This is a genomic window from Cupriavidus sp. 05L411, assembly GCF_056398045.1.
Genome location: NZ_JBFTOQ010000004.1, coordinates 131,529 through 150,960, shown reverse-complemented (window position 1 = coordinate 150,960; position 19,432 = coordinate 131,529). Strand labels below are relative to the sequence as shown.

General features: G+C 61.5%; 14 protein-coding genes. All 14 read left to right on the top strand.

Features of this window, described 5'->3' with window-relative positions; all coding sequences use genetic code 11:
• The first annotated feature begins 388 nt into the window (after positions 1-388).
• Positions 389-1,543 (top strand): EAL domain-containing response regulator, encoded by a 1,155-nt coding sequence (locus AC1DQR_RS06180; protein WP_477132728.1) that lies wholly within the window; start codon positions 389-391, stop codon positions 1,541-1,543.
• Positions 1,544-2,281: 738 nt separating this feature from the next.
• Positions 2,282-2,908, top strand: a complete 627-nt coding sequence (locus AC1DQR_RS06175) for a response regulator (RefSeq protein WP_416048463.1) — start codon at positions 2,282-2,284, stop codon at positions 2,906-2,908.
• A gap of 234 nt (positions 2,909-3,142) precedes the next feature.
• Positions 3,143-3,694, top strand: coding sequence for a fimbrial protein (locus tag AC1DQR_RS06170; RefSeq protein WP_416048462.1), 552 nt, complete (start codon positions 3,143-3,145; stop codon positions 3,692-3,694).
• Positions 3,695-3,805: 111 nt separating this feature from the next.
• The gene (locus tag AC1DQR_RS06165; RefSeq protein WP_477132727.1) at positions 3,806-4,585 is read left to right on the top strand and encodes a fimbria/pilus periplasmic chaperone; all 780 of its coding nucleotides are present in this window, start codon (positions 3,806-3,808) and stop codon (positions 4,583-4,585) included.
• Between the two features lie 214 nt (positions 4,586-4,799).
• Entirely contained in the window at positions 4,800-7,436 is a 2,637-nt protein-coding gene (locus AC1DQR_RS06160; protein ID WP_477132726.1) for a fimbria/pilus outer membrane usher protein, read from the top strand.
• Between the two features lie 319 nt (positions 7,437-7,755).
• Positions 7,756-8,859 (top strand): fimbrial protein, encoded by a 1,104-nt coding sequence (locus AC1DQR_RS06155; RefSeq protein ID WP_477132725.1) that lies wholly within the window; start codon positions 7,756-7,758, stop codon positions 8,857-8,859.
• Between the two features lie 68 nt (positions 8,860-8,927).
• Positions 8,928-9,974: a fimbrial protein gene (locus tag AC1DQR_RS06150; protein WP_416048458.1), complete on the top strand. Its 1,047-nt coding sequence runs from the start codon at positions 8,928-8,930 to the stop codon at positions 9,972-9,974.
• Positions 9,975-11,025: 1,051 nt separating this feature from the next.
• On the top strand, positions 11,026-11,640 hold the full coding sequence (locus AC1DQR_RS06145; protein WP_416048457.1) for a fimbrial protein: 615 nt from the start codon (positions 11,026-11,028) through the stop codon (positions 11,638-11,640).
• A gap of 125 nt (positions 11,641-11,765) precedes the next feature.
• Complete coding sequence (locus tag AC1DQR_RS06140; protein WP_477132724.1) at positions 11,766-12,119, top strand: hypothetical protein; 354 nt, start codon at positions 11,766-11,768, stop codon at positions 12,117-12,119.
• 287 nt (positions 12,120-12,406) lie between these two features.
• A complete protein-coding gene (locus tag AC1DQR_RS06135) occupies positions 12,407-13,399 on the top strand; it encodes a fimbrial protein (RefSeq protein WP_477132723.1) in 993 nt (330 codons plus the stop codon).
• A gap of 353 nt (positions 13,400-13,752) precedes the next feature.
• On the top strand, positions 13,753-15,438 hold the full coding sequence (locus AC1DQR_RS06130; protein ID WP_477132722.1) for a ShlB/FhaC/HecB family hemolysin secretion/activation protein: 1,686 nt from the start codon (positions 13,753-13,755) through the stop codon (positions 15,436-15,438).
• A gap of 410 nt (positions 15,439-15,848) precedes the next feature.
• Positions 15,849-17,822 (top strand): two-partner secretion domain-containing protein, encoded by a 1,974-nt coding sequence (locus tag AC1DQR_RS06125; protein WP_477132721.1) that lies wholly within the window; start codon positions 15,849-15,851, stop codon positions 17,820-17,822.
• A gap of 35 nt (positions 17,823-17,857) precedes the next feature.
• Positions 17,858-18,139 carry a hypothetical protein gene (locus AC1DQR_RS06120; protein WP_477132720.1) on the top strand — a complete coding sequence of 94 codons (282 nt, stop codon included), beginning with the start codon at positions 17,858-17,860 and terminating at the stop codon, positions 18,137-18,139.
• A 429-nt stretch (positions 18,140-18,568) separates the two neighbouring features.
• Positions 18,569-19,360, top strand: a complete 792-nt coding sequence (locus AC1DQR_RS06115) for a hypothetical protein (RefSeq protein WP_416048451.1) — start codon at positions 18,569-18,571, stop codon at positions 19,358-19,360.
• Positions 19,361-19,432 lie beyond the last annotated feature (72 nt).

Here is a 19,432-nt window from a genome sequence, read left to right as displayed (position 1 = left end):
CAAATAGCGCAACGTCACCACGAACAGTGCTTGGTCCACACGGCGCCAGGAGTTTTAGCCTCGGTCGCAATGATACTCTTCGATCACTTTTCCGCCTATAAGTGCGAAGTAGACCATATCAATGGTATACGATCCGTGCCGATGCCCCCCTCTCTTGCCAGCCGCGCATGGCTGGTGCGTCGATTTCTTTCACGCCAAGCCCCAGATTCAGACTCGTCCTATTCAGTAATGCCTGCCATCCTTTTATCCTGTCGGCATGAAAGGATCTCTCAGCACCCTCGCTCCGCATCAAGCCCAACTCCATGGCACGCCACTGCATGGTTGCGGCGCGCGCACCCACGATAAGCCAGCAGGCCCGGGCTGCGCGAGCCGTCATCGCATCCTGGTCGTGGAAGAGAATCCGCTGCACCTCTCCACCACGATGCAGATGTTCGCCTGTCAGGGCGACCATCATGTGGAAGGCTACACCGACGGAGCCAAAGCCTTGCAGCGCCTGGGCGAATGCCCTTTTGACCTGGTTGTCACCGGCCTCAATGTCGCCGGCGTTGACGGCATCCAGATCATCCAGAGCCTGCCTACGTCCGCGATCGCACCGGCGCTGGTCATCACAAGCACCGCGCCGCGGCCGATACTGGTCGGCGCCCGCAAGGTCGCCGAGTCACGGGGCATCGCGGTGATGGCTACGTTGCCGAAGCCGCTCACCAAGCAAGGCGTGCACGCCGCGCTTGGCGCATATGGCGAGAGCGTGAAGCGTGTACGTCCCGCCCGTCCCGGCAACACCCCGGACTTTCACCGCGACGTCCTGATCGCCGCCATGGAAAACGGCGAAATGCAAGCCTGGTTCCAGCCGAAGTACGCGCTGGTCGACGACCTGGGCCATGCAGCGGAGGCGCTGGTACGTTGGGAACACCCGAAATTCGGCTTGCTGCTGCCTGGTGCCTTCCTGCCCGCCATCGAGCGCGAGGGGCTTGAGGACCGCTTGCTGCAGACCATGCTGGCACAGACACTCGCCGYGCAGCAAGATTGGAAGGCCTGCGGCCACGATATTGCCGTCTCCGTGAACCTGACGACCAGGCTGCTGGATGACCCGGATCTTCCCGATCGGTTGCATGCGCAGGTAAAAGCGGCCAACGGCGATCCACTGCGTATCTGTTTCGAGTTGACCGAAGACTCCATGGAGGCGCAGGAAAGCAACTACTACGCGGGGGCATGCCGGTTGCGCATGCACGGCTTTGGCCTGGCCCAGGATGACTTCAGCAGCGGCTTCAGTTCGTTCTACAGACTGGTGGCGACGCCTTTCACGGAGCTGAAGCTGGACCGGTCCATGGTCCAGGACGCCATCATGATCGATGCCTTCCGTGCCGCGCTTTCGAGCGTGGTGCAGCTTGGGCGCAAGATGGGCCTGACCGTTGTGGCAGAAGGCGTGGAGACCGAAGCCCAACTGCGGCTTCTCCAGGAGTTTGGCTGCCACAGAGCGCAAGGCTTCCTGATATCGCCCGCCATCCAGCGCGACGCCATCGTCCGATTCTTCTCCGCAAGCTGATATGGCGCATGGCGCCGCCGCCTACCGTCACTTACGCGGTCACTTACGGTCACTTAGTGTCATTAGGGTCATTAGGGTCACCTACGGTCGCCTGTCGCCGTTTTGACCTTTGAACGCAAGCGGATCGTAGTGATTTGTGGCGATCCGTGGCGTGGCCTCACGCTTGGCGCTGTCGCTCTCTCGCTGTCGCTCTCATTTTTGCTGCCGTTTTCGCGGTGGCCTCTGCCTAAGCGCCCGCGCCCCCTGCCTTTCGTGACCTCCTCCCGGCTCTCATCAGCCACAACAAGGCCTTGCTCATGAACCGTCGTGAACGCTCTTCCGCGGCCGCCCTGCCAGCCATCCTTGCGCCTCGCTCAAGCGCCAGCCCCACGCGCATAGCCAAACGCAAGCCCGGCAAGACGGCCACCTGCGCGCTGTTATGTAGCGCCCGCAACACTGGCTGCCGCCCCGAAATCCGCGCCACAGCGCGCCCTGACATCGCCGGAGATGCCGGGCCGCAGACGAAGATCTGATGGAATTCCCGCCTGTGACCCTGGGGATGGAAAGTGTCAACAAATGTAAAAATTAGGACTTGTCCTATTAAGTCCTGAAAATTTCGTACATGTCCTATGTATCTGGGACGAAGAATCGTAGAAGATACCGATATTGCAACTCCACACGCCACCATCGCTATAGGGGATAACCAGACAATCAGCAAACAAAGGGGCCATGGTTAATATGCGTAGATTAAATATAAACGTGGTGATAGCCGACGACACTCCATTGATACTGGATGGCTTGAAATGCGCACTAAATTCAATTTCGACGATAAACGTCCTGGCGTCATGTGAATCGTCAGCTGAACTCTTCAGCACTTTGTCCGACATCAGCTGTGATGTTGTTGTAACCAACTATTCCATTCGTGGGGGAGAATCTGGCGATGGGCTGTCTTATATATCCCGCCTTCGCCGTCTTCACCCAAACGTAAAAATTGTTGTACTGACCAGATACAAGCAGCCAGCAATCATCAAGTCCGTTTTAGCCCTTGGCGTCTCTGCCATCGTGGGTCGGCATGATGATGCAACTGAGGTAATCACTGCCATTCATGTTAGCGCTTCTGGCGGGGAATATATTTCTCCACGGGTCCGCCTGGCGCTAGCCTGCTTGCAGTCCAGCATCGATCGGTCACAACCGCTCTCGGCCCGCGAAACCGAGGTAATGCGCCTCTATATATCGGGCTTGACCGTCGGTGAAATCGCAGTCCTTCTCAAGAAGGGCAAGCAGACAATCAGCTGCCAAAAGATGAGCGCCATGCGAAAGCTCGGAATAAAGAGCAATGTTGATCTCATCAAGTATGGCAACGACATTAGTCATAGCCAGCATTGATGAACCGCATTCGCAGCGGCACCCCGCCATCTTCTGGCTGGCTTCCCTGATACCGGGTCGCCCACAGTACCGGCTGTGAGCCACTCAGTACCGAGGTAATCACTCATGAACGAGTGTGCAGCCTCGACCCTTGCATGAATGCAAAGCCGTTCGCTCGCGATATTGCTGAGTGGCCACGCATATCAAGCAACCCTTGCAACTTACTTTTAACAACCTCCGAGAGGAAACTGAAAAATGAAAACGAAAATCCTGGCAATCACCCTGGCAACGGCTGGCCTGATGACCGCAGCTGGCTCGGCTCAAGCTGCTGACGGCACGATCAACTTCACCGGCAGCGTGATCGCCTCCACCTGCAAGATCAACGCCGGCACCAACGACCTGGCCGTTGTTCTGCCGCGCGTGGGTACCAACTCGCTGGCCAAGGCGGGCGCCACCGCAGGCCGCACGCCGTTCGTCCTCGCGCTGACGGGCTGCAGCGTCTCCAAGGATGCCCCCACCAAGGTCGCAGTTTCCTTCGAACCCGGCACCAGCGTCAACGCCGACACCGGCCGTCTGAAGCTGCAAGGCGCCGACGCCGCCAGCAACGTGGAAATCGGCATCCTGAACGATCAGTCCGCGCCGATCAAGGTGGGTGCAGCCAGCGCCGACCAGAACTCGCAGATCGTCGCCATCGATGGCACGACCGGTGCCGCAAAGATGAGCTACGCCGCCGAATACACGGCAACTGGCGTGGCAACCGCGGGTACCGCGAACTCGTTCGTGCAATACACCTTGATGTACCCGTAAGCGCGAGGACGAATCTCTGGTCTCCGGGGATTGACGTACGAGCTTGCAAGCCGTCTGGCCGGCCCCGGCCAGCGGCTTGCGACAGGAGGTAACAACGCAAAGGATACTTATATGACACTCAGCATTCCGAAGTCGAAGTTATCAAGGGCGATGGCAATCGTTTCCGCATCGATTGTGTCCGCGTCGATCGYGACATCGGCCGCCGCAGCCGTCGTCGTGTCAGGCACGCGCGTCATCTTTCCCGCGGAAGAACGCGAGGTGACCCTCAAGGTCACCAATGATGGCCGCATCCCCTCCCTGGTCCAGACCTGGATCGATACCGGGAACGAAAACGATTCCCCGGACAAGATCGACGTGCCGTTCACGCTCACGCCGACCATGTTCCGCGTCGAGCCCGGCAAAGGCCAGACCCTGCGCATCATCTATACGAATGAGCCGTTGCCGACCGACAAGGAGTCGCTGTTCTGGCTCAACGTGTTGGACGTCCCCCCGAAGCCAGCCGCCGAAGACGAACGCAACCGTCTCCAGGTTGCCTTTCGCACACGGATCAAACTGATGTACCGGCCGGCCGGACTGCCGGGTAAAGCCGAGGAAGCCCCGGCACTGCTCAAGTGGCACATCGCCAGGGGCCCGGAAGCTAACCAGTATGTCCTGAAAACCGTCAACCCAAGCCCTTATGTCGTCAGCCTCGGCAGTGTCCAGCTGAAGATCGGTGGAAAGACGTTCGATGCAGGCATGGGCTATGTGCGCCCCGGCGCCTCGCAGACGTTTGCGATCAACGGGTTGGAGTCGGCTCCCGCCGCGGATGCGACGGTCGAGTTCAGCAGCATCGACGATTGGGGCGGCAACAAGAATACGCAAATGCCCGTCGCCATCGACCCACGGCACTAGCCTGGCCGGCTAGCACGGTTAGCGCCGTCAGCGCGGTTAGCGCGGTTAGCGCGTCCCGACCAGCTTCACCGCTGGCTCAACAGAAATCTCACACAAGTAAGCGTTGCGCATCCGTGCGCCACGTATCAATGTCGGGCGGCAAGGTCGGACCGTAGAGCCGATGGCGTGGTCCGATCCATGATCGCCTGATGATCTACTTCCGGTAGTGTTTTCCATGCCGCCGATTCAGCGTCCGAATTCCGATATTGGCCACACGCCGCAGTTACGGCCAATATGCGCTTTGCTGCTGACCAGCCTGGCCGGCTGGCAGAGCAATGCGAACGCGGATGGTGGCACACCGGAGCCGTTTCAAATCGCGCAGATCCAGTCCACGCCACTTGAGTTCGAGGGGGGTTTTCTCAACAACAGCGGCGGCACCGTGGATCTGTCGAAGTTCCAGCGCAGCGATATCGTCCCGCCTGGCACGTACAGTGTCGATGTCTACGTCGATCAGAACTGGGTGGGCCGCGCCAGCGTGCCGTTCAAGGCTGTGCCCGGCGCAGCGGATGCCCAGCCCTGCTTCAATGAAGCGCTGCTGAAGCAGGCCGGGGTCAATCTCGGCAAGCTGCCTCACCATGTGAAGGCCTCCTTCGCCGAGCCGGGTGGCTGCGTGCGCCTCGGGCAAGCCATTCCGGACGCCAGCTCCAGTTTCGACTTTGGCGAACAGCGCCTCACTCTCAGCATTCCGCAGATTTCGCTGGTTCGCAACGCCCGCGGATACGTGAGCCCCGACCAGTGGGATGCCGGCGTCCCCGTCGGCATGGTCGGCTACAACGCCAACGTCTACAGCACCAAGAGCCAGGGCGGCCACGCGCAGACTCAGGGGTACCTGGGCTTGAACGTGGGCGCCAACCTCGGGAGCCGGCATTTCCGTCACGACGGGTCGTACAGCCTGGATGACAAAGGACGCCAGAAGTACCAGAACGTTGCCACGTATTTGCAACGGAGCCTGCCGTCGCTGTCGTCGCAGCTCGTCATCGGCGAGTCCTATACCTCCGGCGATCTGTTCGATTCCACCCAGTTCCGCGGGGTGCGCATTTCCACGGACGACCGGATGCTGCCGGATTCGCTGCGCGGCTACGCGCCGGTCGTGCGCGGCGTAGCCAACAGCAACGCGAAAGTCTCGATTTCGCAGAACGGTGTCAAGCTCTACGAAACCACGGTTGCGCCGGGCGCGTTCGAAATCGACGACCTCTACCCTACCGGGTACGGCGGCGACCTGCGGGTTGCCATCACGGAAGCGGACGGTTCCGTGCATTCGTTCACCGTGCCGTACGCGGCCGTGCCGCTGTCGCTGCGTCCTGGCACCAGCCGCTACAGCGTGGTGGCGGGTGCGGTGCGCAATCAGCAGAGCTCGAAGAACCCGCTCTTCACCCAGGGCACCTGGCAGCGCGGCTTCACCAACCTGCTGACCGGCTACGGCGGTATCACCGTGGCCGAAGGCTACGTGTCCGTGATGGCCGGCGGCGTGCTCAATACCTCGTATGGCGCGCTCGGCGGCGACATTACGCAGGCCCGCACCTCGATCCCGGGCGTGAAGCGCTTCGACGGCTCCAGTGTGCGGGTGAGCTATGCGAAGAACGTGGTGGCGACCGGCACCAACGTCTCGATCGCGGCTTACCGCTATTCGACGGCCGGCTACTTCGGGCTCAACGACGCCATGCTCGCCCGCGAGCAGGCTGAGCGCGGCCTGTCCATCGACACGATCTACCGGCAACGCAATCGCGCATCGCTAACGCTCAACCAGCGGCTCGGCGAGCGCGGCGGCAACATCAATGCCACCGCGTCCACGGCGACGTACTGGAACCGCAGCGGCTCGGACGTCAGCTATTCGGTGGGCTACAGCAACGCCTACAAGAATCTTGGCTACAGCGTATCCGCCACCCGCCAGCGCAACTCTGGCGGGCAGATGAGCACGCTGTACTACGTCGGCCTGACGATTCCGCTGGGCGGCAAGACGCCGGTGACGATGACCGGGAACATGCTGCACGATACCGCCGGGCGCACCCAGCTGCAAACGTCGGTCTCCGGCGCGGCCGGGGTGGACAACAACTTCTCCTACGGGCTGAACGCCAATCACGCGAGCGGCAACGGCAACGGCAGTTCGACGACCAATGGCGGCGCCAACGTGATGTATCGCGCCCCGAATGCCGAACTCAGCGCCAGCGTCAGCGGCGGCGCGGATTACCAGCAGGCCTCCGTGTCCGCACGCGGCGCCATGGTGGCGCATCCGGGCGGCATCACGCTGTCGCAGCCGCTTTCCGAAACGTTTGCGATTGTCGAAGCACCGGGAGCGGAAGGCGCGCGGGTGACGAACGCGTCGGGTGTGCGGATCGATAGCCGAGGCTACGCGATCGTGCCGTACCTCACGCCGTTCAATATGAATATGGTCGAGCTGGACCCGAAGGGCTTGTCGACCGATGTGGAACTCAAGGAAACGAGCCAGCGCGTGGCGCCGCTGGCGGGATCCGTCCCGATGCTGAAATTTGCCACCGAGTCCGGGCGCTCCGCGCTGATCCAGCCCCGGCGGCCGAATGGCAAGCCGCTCCCGTTTGGCGCCACCGTGGTCAACGAGAAAGGCAAGGAAGTCGGCTCCGTCGGCCAGATGGGCAAGATCTTCGCGCGCGGCCTGGAGTCGCAGGGCGAACTGACCGTCAGGTGGGGCAAGGACGAATCCTCGGTTTGCCACGTCCCCTACACCCTGCCGGAGCGGAAGAAAAAAGCGGGGCTGCAGCCGCTGCAGCGCATCGACGCAGCCTGCGCGGATGGCGCGACTCGCCCGAACTATGCATCGAATCAGCCGCGTCGTTAAAAACGAGGCTTCGGACTTTCGTGTGGGTACTGCATGCGGGTGCGAACGGCTGGAAGCAGAACCCTGGTTTGCTCCCCTCTCCCATGAAATGGGAGAGGGGTCGGGGGAAAGGGCGGGCGCTCGCTCAAGGCGATGCACCTCGCTCTTGCGCAGTCCCGCCCTCTCCCCACCTCCCGCCATGCGATCGAACTACGGCAGCGCTGGATTTATCCCCGTGATGCATCGACCCACACGAAAGTCGGATGCACCTAAAAAAAGACCGGACGCGCGCGGCGCTTGAGCACCTCAGAATCTGCGAGAGACAACAGGAGCAAGCAAAGTGACAAACAAGGTGAATAACCCGGAAGAACCAAAACGCATCGCTGGATCACATGCGCATGCGCGCGCGATGAGACGGTTGAAATGGCTTCTGCCATTGGTGGCTATTTTGCCGGCGATAGCCAAGGCCGACGACTGTATTCGAAGCACCTTCGACGGGCTTAATATATTTTTACCAGCCAGCCTCAACGAATCGGCGGACAATCTCCTGCCAGGAAATCTCTTTCCATCGACGGCGCCTGCCACAGAAAATCTTGTCACGTACCTCTATAGTTCTCAATGCGCGGAGAAGTATCTCAAGAGCATAACTCTTCAGTCGACAGGGAAAGTGGTTAGCGGGGTGACTTATACGGATGGAGGCCAGACTTACCCCGTCTATGTAACAGAGGTACCTGGAGTCGGCTATTCATTTGCCTGGAGTTTATCAAGAAACGGCCCATGGACCCCGGTTAAGCCCGGGACAACGGAGATATTTTCCGGATCTTCTAATAATCTAACCGTTTTCCAACGGGTTTTCTTGGTTACAGCAGGACGCCTTGCCACGGGCAAGTACACCATTCCACAACAGTCGACATCCTTAATCAAGGCGACCTATGGAAATGGCTCCAGTTCTACCAGTTACGGCGTTTTTAGGAGCCTGGGAACGTTCAACATGACGGCGCGTGGGTGCAAGGTTACATCCGGAGCAACCAATGCCGTCGTGTTGCCGGCCTTGGTAACACATAGCCTGAAGGCGGTCGGCGCGGTGTCGAATGCATCGGCATCCTTCTCCATTGGAGTGAATTGCGACGCCAACGTGGAGCTGTACGCAACACTCACGGACGCCTCGAATCCGGCCAATACCAGCGACACGCTGACGTTATCCGGCGATTCCACCGCGACCGGCGTGGGCATTCAAATGTTCCGGTCTGGCCAAACGACAGCGCTGAGGCTCGGACCGGATTCGTCGGCGAAGGGAAACACCAACCAATGGTATGTCGGTGGCACATCGGCGTCGAGCGGCACCATCAGCGTTCCCCTGGTTGCAAAATATGTGAAGACCGAACCGACCATGAAGCCTGGCACGGTTAGCGCGCTCGGCACGATTACGTTTTCGTATCAGTAGCGCCAACCAGTTTTCGAAAGCAATGCGCGGGCTTTTCGACCGGCGCAGAAAACCCTGAGGAAATCGCAGTGCCACGAAAAACTTTCATTGATCGGAGAAGCCCCGTTTCCCGCCGCAAGGCCATGCTCGGTTTCGCAGCTGCCAGTTTTTTATCTTTTCATCTTTCGGCGGCACAGGCGGCCTGCACGATAACGTCCAGCGGTCAGTTAGTCGACTTTCTGAGGGTCACACTTCCCGCTTGGAACCCTTCCACGTTTGACCCTAACCTTCCCGACGGTACGGTTGTCTTTTCCGGTGATGGGACTGCAACGGGGGACGAGGGGAGGGTCGAATGCGGTGGGGTAACCTTAGGCAACGCCTCGTATGATGGGAAAGGATCCGTGGGGCGCTTTAACACTTATCCCACGTCGGTTTCCGGTATAGGTGTGCGCATCTTGGGCGCCGGGAGCAACCCCAAAGCCCCTTGGCCGCAAACCGTCTATGTGGGGCAGTCTTTCGCCGTTTTCCAAGGAGGCGGGTGGTTCACCGTCGAACTGGTCAAAACAGGTACGATCACGGCGGCGGGGTCACTGACTGGCGAAATCGGCACGACTACGCTGGTCGATCAGCAGAACCAGGTAATCCGGCGTGTCTTCATCAACGGCTCGCTCCCCATCAGGCCGCTGGTGCCGACATGCAAGGTGACCACGCCTTCCGTCGCATTGCCGCTTGGCACGATTCCGACCTACGCGCTCAAGGCCGTTGGCACGACGACAGAGATCCGGCCGTTCGAGATCCGGCTGCAGTGCTCGGGCGGCAACCAGGGCACGGCCACGCGCATGTATATGACGATGACGGACGCCAGCAACTCGTCGAATCGATCCGGCGTGCTGTCCCTGTCGTCGAACTCCAAGGCGAAGGGCGTCGGCATTCAGATTCTGCGCGGCACCAACGATAGCGTGGTCAGCTATGGCCCCGATTCTTCCCAGAGCAACAATCCGAATCAGTGGTTCATCGGCCAGTACGGCAATATCGCCGTAACGATCCCGTTCAAGGCACGGTACATCCAGACTGCAGCGCAGGTGACGCCGGGAGCGGCGAATGGTCTCGCTACGTTCACGATGAGTTACCAGTGATCACGGCAAGCGGCCGTTGACGGCGGCACGGCCAACGGTCTCGCTCTACCACTCTACCGCCCCGTCACCCTATCGCCCTCCCATCCCATCGCCCTACCGCTCGCAATGCCGTAACTGCCACTTGAGAACCCACCGATCGAGGGCGTCTTGCCCGCACGCAGCATCGACCTGCCCTCGATACGCCAACGACGAGTCGTAGCCTCGTCGACGGCACGCGTTTTCGTACTCGTCCTATTCTAAACGGCCTGCAATCTCGATATCCTTGTTGCTTCAGGACGCCTTGTCGCCGGCATTTTCACCATTCTGCTTCAGGCTATGGCCGTCGTGAGACCGCGGGATGCGGACGGCCAACAGCGCAGTGAAGAACCCATCCATCTTTCAGCCCCAGGGACGATCAAGGTGACGACGCGTGGATGCGTGTCGGCCGCGCATCGGCGTCGGGGGGCCTCGAAATCCGCGTCATCAATACATATCGGGAAGCTCGGACGCGCGGGACGCCGTGCAGCGCTTGAGCAACGAAAAATTTATGGCATGAAAGACATGCAGGGGAAACAGAATGCGTTATCCGGATACTGAGATGAGTGCCGCTGGATCGTACACAAAGAGACTGTTCAAATGGCTTCTGCCGCTGGCGCTTATCTTCCCGGCAGCGGTCCACGCGCAGGTGTCAGGATGCACTACGGGTGGTCCTAGTTCTATGACGCTAACGGTACCGAGCAGTCTTAACACTGCGGCAGACGCTTACCGACCAGGAACCATTCTGCCATCTTCGTCGCCCGTTACAGCACAGAGTGCCTATTACGCCTACGATTGGTGTGTTCCACCTAAAACAATTAAAACTGTAACAGTTGAACCGCTCGGAAAATTGGTCAGCGGGGTGAGCTATACGGAGAACGGCCGGACTTACCCCATCTTTGCAACAGGCGTACCGGGAATCGGTTATGTCCTTGGCGCGCGTGCATCCCGCGCCCGCCCCACCCCCCCTGCCTCTTCAGCCTGGGTTCCGGTTGGTCCCGGCTCAACGGTGGCATATGACGGGCCTGGGGATGTCATGGCGATGGAGCATCGGGTAATCCTGGTTATTTCAGGACGTCTTGTCGCTGGCAGTTACACCATTCCGGCTCAGAATATCGCCGTCGTGAGTCCGCGGGATGAAAACGGCAAGCCGCTCACTCAAGATACAATCTATTTTCAAGCCCCCGGGACAATCAAGGTGACGACACGGGGATGCAAGGTAACGTCCGGGGCGAACCAGGCCGTCACGTTGCCCACCCTGGTATCCCATAGCCTGAGGTCGGTCGGCGCGGTGTCGGATGCATCGGCATCCTTCTCCATCTCGGTGAATTGCGACGCCAACGTGGGGCTGTACGCGACACTCACGGACGCCTCGGATCCGACCAATACCAGCGACACGCTGAAGCTATCCGGCGATTCCACCGCAACCGGCGTGGGCATTCAAATGTTCCGCTCTGGCCAAACGACAGCGCTGGGGCTCGGACCGGATTCGTCGGCGAAGGGAAACACCAACCAATGGTATGTCGGTGGCACATCGGCGTCGAGCGGCACCATCAGCATTCCCATGGCGGCAAAGTACGTGAAGACCGAACCGACCATCAAGCCAGGCTCGGTGAGCGCGCGGGGCACGATCACGTTCTCGTATCAGTAGCATCAACCGGCCTCAACCGGCCTCAACCGGCCTCAACCAGCATCAACCGCTTTCGGCTCGGCCTGCCCTGCCGCCCCCCGCTGACAACGAATTGAAGACATAGGGACGCTCCAATGAAGATGAATATGAAGGTGAATTCCCCGAGAAAATGGCAGTTATGGCAGCTTGCCTCGAAGGGCAGCGGATACTGCGCGCTGGCTACCGCATCCCTGGCAAGCCTGCCCCCGCAAAAGCAAGACATGGCCCAGAACATCGCGGCCAGGCTCTTGCCACGCGACCGCTACTCAGACGTCAAGGCGGCGCTATTGGTCCTGGTCACGCTGGAGCTGGGCAACGAGTCGGGCGATAGCGTGCGCGATGAGGGCCGCCCGCAAGCCGCCGGCACCGCCGTGGGGCGAGCGCTGCACTACGTCTACGCGCCCTGGAGCCTGCAATTTGCCTATCGCCAGCTCAATCACACCGGCCCGCTGCCTTGCTGATGTAGTCGCTGCCGGTGCGGAAACGCACGGCGACGTACCCGCGGCCCCAGAGCCTCGAGCTGCCGTGCGTACGACTATGCGCAGACCATGCCGAGTCGTGCGGCTGCGCCGAGCGGGATCTGACACCAACGCGGGGCATCTAGCCCAGGCAAAGACGGGAACATGCACCCGATGATGCATTGCGGTGTTCGGATGGCATTGGGAACTTTGATGGATCCGACACGTATATGGTAAGTGGACTTCTTATGCTCTTTAAAATGACTTCGAGTGCTCTAATTCTGGGCGTCATGTTTCTGTCTGAATCAGCGTTTGCTGCTTGTACGGTAAATTCGCGTTCGACTCCGTATCCGGGGCTTCCGACCACGATCAGCACTATTCGAGATTCGTTAGCCCCAGGGATTCAGTTTCCGTCATCGACTGCCGGAGGCGCATATGTTGCATCAATCGACAGCGCCGGCTGCCAGATCGATGCAATCGTCGTAACGCCGCTCGGGAGAGTGGTTCCGGGTGTGATGTATCAGAGCGAAACCGGCCCCGCTGCTGTATTTGAAACCGGAATTCCCGGCATAGGTTACGCACTGGAAACAGGAAATCTCAACACCTCATTGGTGCCTAGTGGGGCTGAGCCAATTGTGTTTCCGGCCGGGCCATGGGGCTCTGGCGGTTGGGGTTACAACCAGCGGGCGACGCTCGTCGTAACGGGGCCTGTCCCAACGGGAAACTATCGTGTCGCGGCTCAAACCACCTCGACCCTGGCTGCCAGGCTGAATGAAACTGTCGTGTCGAATCGACTGTCGATAGGTATATATGCATTGAGCATCAATGTTACGGCAAAAGCATGCACGATCACGTCCGGCGCGACCAACACGGTGGTCATGCCGCAGTTGGTGACGTATAGCCTGAAAGCGGTAGGAGATGTCTCTGCCGCCAAGTCGGCGCCGTTTTCGTTGGGACTCAAATGCGATGCGGGCGTCAGTGTCTATGCAACCTTGACGGATGCGACCGATCCCGCGAATACCGGCAATATCCTTAGCCTGGCGAAGAATTCGACGGCAACTGGCTTGGGTATTCAAATCATGAAGAAAGGTACGACCATACCGTTGAATTTTGGGCCGGATTCATCGGCCAAGGGCAATAAGAATCAGTGGCTGGTCGGTAAATCGGCGGCATCTGGCAGTGTGATCTCGGTGCCCTTCGAAGCGCGCTATATCAAGACGGAGGAAACGATCAAGCCGGGTGCCATGAGCGCGCTCAGCACGATCACGTTCTCGTATCAGTAGCATCAACCGGCATCAACCGCTTTCGGCTCGATCTGCCCTGCCGCCCCCGCTGCCGCCGCCCTCATCCGGCGATGCGGCAGCACGCATCGCCGCCGCGCCGGGTTTTCTTGAAATTCCGCCGCATTTTCAAACTTGTCCGATTGTCTTCCCTGCCCAAGACACTCAGAATCTTGTTACTTCGCTAACGACAGCAGCGACGCGCGATGCACGACACGCACGCGCGACACAAGACACCAGACGCAACACACAGCGACTGCCACCCTGGCCCATCAAGCGGCTCAGGCATTGGCGGGCTAGCGTTTCCGCAACAAACCTGCGCCTGTGTTCCAGGCAACGCGCGCAGCATGGGCAGCATGAAATCCATCCGTATTATCGGCGGCGCCGTTGCGCTGCTCCTGCTTCGGGCCCCCGCGGCCACCGCACAGTCACTGACACCGCATGCGGCCGCCGAGACCACAGAAACGACACGCCGCCAGGCGCAGCAGGTCGACGAGGCGCTATCGCGCGCCTCGTCCGCGGCGCCGGTGCTGTCGGGCAGCGAAGCGTCCCCGCACGCGACACTCGTCTTTCCCGACGAGTCGCCGTGCTTCCCTATCTCGCGCCTTGAGTGGAAGAACGCCGAGGCGTTCGCATGGCTCACGCGCGCCGTCCAGGTGCAGGACGTGTGCATCGGGTCCGAGGGCATCACCCGCCTGCGCGACCATCTGCGCTACCTGCTCATCGAGCGCGGCTACGTCACCACGCAAGTGCTGATCGGCCAGCAAGACTTGCGCGCCGGCAAGCTGGAGATCGAGCTTGTGCCAGGGCGCATCGGCAGCATCGCCGAGACCGGCGATGCCCCGGGCCGCCGCCAGATGGCGATGCCGATGGCCGAAGGCGACGTGCTCAATCTCCGCGATCTCGACCAGACACTGGAGAACATCCGCACCGTGGCCGGCGACGCCTCGGTACGGATGGTGATGGAGCCGGGCAAGGAGTTTGGCCAGACCGATCTCGCCATTCACCATGCGCCCGAGGTGCGCCGCTGGCGGGCCATCGTCACCGCCGACAACTCCGGCATCGACGCCACCGGCAAGAACCAGCTTGGCGGCGTGCTGGTGGTCGACTCGCCCCTGCGGCTGTACGACCAGCTCATCGCCACCTACAACAACGACGCGCACTTCGGCAACCATACCGTCGGATCGCGCGCGATGGGCCTGCAATGGACGGTGCCGTATGGCTATGGCTCCTTCTGGCTGGGCGCGAACCAGTATGATTTCCTGCAGACGATCGCCACGACCGCCGGCAACCTGCCCTACACGGGCCGCACGCGCACGTTCGAGGTGGGCGCCAGCCACGTGGCTTACCGTACCGGCACCATGAAGGGCACGGTGCGCGCCAAGCTGTCGCGGCGCTCGGACGACGTCCGGCTTGGCGAATGGCCGATCGGCGTGCAGACGCGCGACATCACCAGCTACACACTCAGCTACTCCCACTATCAACGCGCGCGCCGCATGACGTTCACCGGCGGCCTCAGCCTGCGCGGGAGCATTCCCGCGTGGTCGGCCAACAGCGGCTATGTGAGCGGCAGGACGCAATGGAACGGCCGCTACAGCATCCTCAGCGCCAACGCGAGCGTCGACGTGCCCTTCTCTGTCGGCCGGCAACGCCTGGGCTATCGCGCCAGCATGAATGCGCAGGCTGCGCCGAACGCGATTCCCGCGACCGAAATGCTCTCGATCGGCAGCCGGTACAGCGTGCGCGGCTTCGATGGCTCGCGCACCCTGGTGGGACAAAGCGGATGGGTGCTGCGCAATGAAGTCRCGCTGGCGATCGGGAACACCGGACAAGAAGCCTATGCCGCGGCCGATGCGGGCGCCGTGGGGGGCAGCGTGACGCGCGAGCTTGCCGGGCGAACGCTCGTTGGCGCGGCGCTCGGGGTGCGGGGCGCGTACGGCAAGGTTGGCTACGACGTGTCGGTTGGCATGCCGGTGGCCAAGCCGTCCGGGTTCGAGGCCGCGCGGGTAACGGTGGCCGTGCAGCTATCCATGAAGCTTTGACATTGGGTTCGTCCGGGTGCCGGGTTTCGTGTGTTGTTAGTCGTGTGTCGTGTGAGGCGATTCACCGCTGGGCTGAATCCCGCGCCGCCGTAGCTCCCCTCTCCCGCCGTGCGGGAGAGGGGTTGGGGGAGAGGGCGGGCCTGCGCAGAAGCGAGGCATTTCACTTCGAGCGAGCTCCCGCCCTCTCCCCCGGCCCCTCTCCCATTTCATGGGAGAGGGGAGAAAACCTGCTGATTGATCCACAACCTGATTGATCCATAACCTGAAGGAGGAAGCCAACCACAACCATCACTGGATCTCCAACACCCTGACCCGGCATGCCCGCCCCCAATCGGCACGGATCTCCGTATGCCTGCGGCCTGCCGTCTTTCACTTTACTTACCATGGCCCAAATGATGAAAAAGACATCCATGATTGCCCGCCCGCCCAGCTGCAGCACCCTGTTGCGCGCACTGTTGCTGGCCGTCCCGGCGCTTCACGCCTCGATCGCTTCCGCACAGATCAGCGCGGCACCTGGCGGTCCGGCTATCGGCGCGACCGCCAATGGCGTGCCGCTCGTGCAGATCAACACGCCGAACGCCGCCGGCGTATCGCACAACCAGTTCCAGAACTACAACGTGGGCGCCAATGGCCTGGTGCTCAACAACAGCGCCAACGGTGCTGCCACGCAGATCGGCGGCAACGTCGCGGGCAATGCCGCGCTCGCCAATGGCGCTGCCAGCGTCATCCTGAACGAGGTGGTCGGCAGCTCCCGCACCATGCTGAACGGCGCCACGGAAATCGCCGGGCAACGCGCCGCGCTGATCGTCGCCAACCCGAACGGCATCTCCGTCGATGGCGGCAGCGTGCTGAACGCCTCGCGCGTCACGCTGACCACGGGCACCCCGACGCTCACCAGCGGCGGCTCGGTGGCCGGCTTCGTGGTGGAGGGCGGCGACATCGCCATCACCGGCAGGGGGTTCGATGCCAGCACGGTGGACAAGGTGGACCTGCTGTCGCGCTCCATGAAGATCGACGCGGCGGTCCGTGCCAAGGACCTGATCCGCGCCGTGGCGGGCCGCAACGATATCGCCTATGACGGCGAGCGTATCGACGCCATGGAAACCAAGGGAACCGATCACGTGCCCGTGCACGCGATCGACGTGGCCGCGCTCGGCGGCATGTACGCGAACGCCATTTCGCTGCGGAGCACCGAAGGTGGCGCCGGCGTGAACATCGCAGGCAAGGTGCAGGCGCTCACTGGCGACCTGAAGATCGAGAAGACCGGCCTGATCATCACGACGCCGGATCAGACCGGTGAGAAGGTCAGTGGCGAGACGGTCAGCGACGACAAGGCTGGCGGCGAAACGGTCAGCACCGAAGTTGCGCCTGGCTTCGTCGTAGCCGAGAAGGCCACCGAGGACAAGATCAGCGTACGGGCTGGCGCGCAACTGCTGGCGGCGGGCGCCACCGATATCCGTTCGAACAGCGTGGACAATGCCGGCGCCATCAGCGGCAAATCCGGCGTCTCGTTCAAGTCGGCGGTGCTGATCAATGACGGGACCATCGCGTCGGACGGTGACGTCACGCTGAACACGGCCACGCTCCAGAACAGGAAGACCATCAAGGCCGGCGGCGCTCTCACGGCCAATACTTCCACCATGGGCAATGGCGCTGACGGCACGATGGAATCGGAGCAGGACCTTTCGGTCAAGACCGCAACCCTGATCAACGATGGCGTGATCCGTTCCAACGCCGGGAACCTCAACGTAGATGGCACCGCCACCAATAACAAGGGTACGCTCGCTAGCGCGACTGGAACCACCAAGGTGAAGGCGACGACGTTCACGAACGCCGGCAAGATCACCGCGAGCCAGGACCTTTCGGTCAATACAACGACCGCCAGGAACGAAGGCACGCTGTCCAGCGAGCACGGCAACCTCGACTTCTCCAGCCTCACGTTCACCAACCTTGACCGCTTGTCCGCCAAAGAGGGCAAGGTGAAGGTGCAGTCGATGATCTACTCCAACGCTGGGACCATTGAGCAGGCCCAGGTGGTGGCGCAGGTCAAGCCTGTGGAGCCGGCGAAGCCCGTGGAGCAAGCGAAGCCTGTGGAGCAAGCCAAGCCCGTGGAGCAAGCCAAGCCTGTGGAGCAAGCCAAGCCCGTGGAACAAGCCAAGCCCGTGGAGCAAGCCAAGCCCGCGCAGGTCTTGCCGGCACAGGTCTGGCCGGGACAGCAGCAGTGGTCCGCTCAGCAGGTCTGGCCCGCACAGCAGTGGACCGTCCAGCAGGTCTGGCCTGCGCAGCAGTGGTCCGCGCCGGCACAGCAGTGGTCCGCGCCGGTGCCGGTCGCTCGCCCCTGGTGGCAAGCAACGCCCGTCAGCTGGAATACGCGCTGGTATTGAGGTGCTGAAGGCATCCGCCGCATAACGCGACGCGGATGAACCAAGGCAAGGCGGGCGCCGCCCCGGCGCCCGCCTTGCGGGGCAGATCGCATGTCAGCCTTGCTGCCCGTTCATTTGATCGCTGCGGCAACGAACAGGCGCGCTACAAGCGGCCTGCACAGTTTGTCTTCGTCGGATTTCGATCAGGAATTCAGGAATTCAGGAATGGCATGCACGCAGGCATCCGCTGCGTTGTGGCCGAGAGCCGAAGCACGTCAGCATGCTTCGATGCGATCCGCGCAGCCGACGCGTTGCGAACGCCGGATTGGTTGACTTAGCTGACTTGGCTGACCTTCGCGACGCCAGCAAAAAAACCCAGACTGTCACGGGGATAACAGCCTGGGGCGCGATTGCGGGTTGGAGGGGGTCACCCACTCTGCAAAGGTAGATCATCGACACATAGGGGTATGCCGACAAACAAAAGTCTAACGAGGTTTCACGGTGCAGGAAATCGGATAAGTCTGATTTTTATGGCACGCGTAATCGGATAAGTACGAATTGATCAAGCCAGTACAATTGCCTTTCTCCTCAGTCCGGGCGGGCATTGACGCCAAAAACAAGGAAATCGAGAGCCGATCCTGCCGTGTCGCAGAATCGGATTTGTCCGATTTTCATCTCATGTTAGCGATGCTAATATCGATAGGCTGATCAGCTTCGCCCGGATAGGCCGGCAGCGTTGCGTCGCTTTTGCGCTTCGGAGGTAAGCCTTGTCTGATTCCGTTATTCCTTCCCAACTCGATGTGCCGCCACCATGGGGCACGCGCTTCGATATACGCGATACGCTTGCTGCGTACCGTGCCGAGGCCGTCAAAGTGCATCTTGCGGCCACGGCCCCCACCCAGGCGCGGGCGTTGCGCCGCGCGCGGCTGCGCGGGCTGGCTGCCGGCACGGTGGGCTGCGGCATGGCCGCGGCGGCGGCGTGGCTGTTGGCGGCGTCGTTGACGGGCCCCGCGCCTGCGCCCTTGCCTGCACCCTTGCCCGCATTCAAGCCTGTGTCCATGCCCGTGTCCTCGCCTGCGCGATCGCCAGCAGCAGATGCCGGGCTGCAAGCCGCTGTGGCCGAGCAGCCGGAAGCCGTGACCGCTGTGGCTACCGTGGCTGCCGCGGTTGACTCGCCCGCGCCTGCGGGGCCTCTACCCGCCCCTTTGCTGGCTGAAAACGCAACCACCAGCACCGCCAACAGCGCAACCAACGGCACGGTCACCCGCGCCGCCACCAGCCCCATCGCCGCGCCGGTCGAGCACGCCGTAGCCCGCAGCCATTCGTATGCCGAGCCGGTTCCTGCCAGGCAAACAGCCGCGCGCAGCGCCAGGGCGCCGGTAGCCTATGACGCGGGCGCTAGCGCGGACGATAACGCGAGCTATAGCGCGGGCTATAGCGCCGGCTACAGGTTGGCTGTGCCGGCGTACGATGCCAGCTTGCGCCCGAGCGCCGTGGCCTATCTGCCGCCCGACTCGCATATCACGTTGCATGACCACTCCCGGCTGATCGACGAGTAAGGCTGCCGCCCTCCACGCGGGCCGATTTCATCGGCTCGATCCCGGTCGCCGTGGCAGAGAGACTGGCCGCGC

Bases quoted from the DNA above. Each gene is read 5' to 3' on its own strand.
- AC1DQR_RS06170 (WP_416048462.1), top strand. From the start codon at position 3,143: ATGAAAACGAAAATCCTGGCAATCACCCTGGCAACGGCTGGCCTGATG.
- AC1DQR_RS06160 (WP_477132726.1), top strand. From the start codon at position 4,800: ATGCCGCCGATTCAGCGTCCGAATTCCGATATTGGCCACACGCCGCAG.
- AC1DQR_RS06120 (WP_477132720.1), top strand. From the start codon at position 17,858: ATGAACCAAGGCAAGGCGGGCGCCGCCCCGGCGCCCGCCTTGCGGGGC.
- AC1DQR_RS06140 (WP_477132724.1), top strand. From the start codon at position 11,766: ATGAAGGTGAATTCCCCGAGAAAATGGCAGTTATGGCAGCTTGCCTCG.
- AC1DQR_RS06125 (WP_477132721.1), top strand. From the start codon at position 15,849: ATGATTGCCCGCCCGCCCAGCTGCAGCACCCTGTTGCGCGCACTGTTG.
- AC1DQR_RS06145 (WP_416048457.1), top strand. From the start codon at position 11,026: ATGGCGATGGAGCATCGGGTAATCCTGGTTATTTCAGGACGTCTTGTC.
- AC1DQR_RS06135 (WP_477132723.1), top strand. From the start codon at position 12,407: ATGTTTCTGTCTGAATCAGCGTTTGCTGCTTGTACGGTAAATTCGCGT.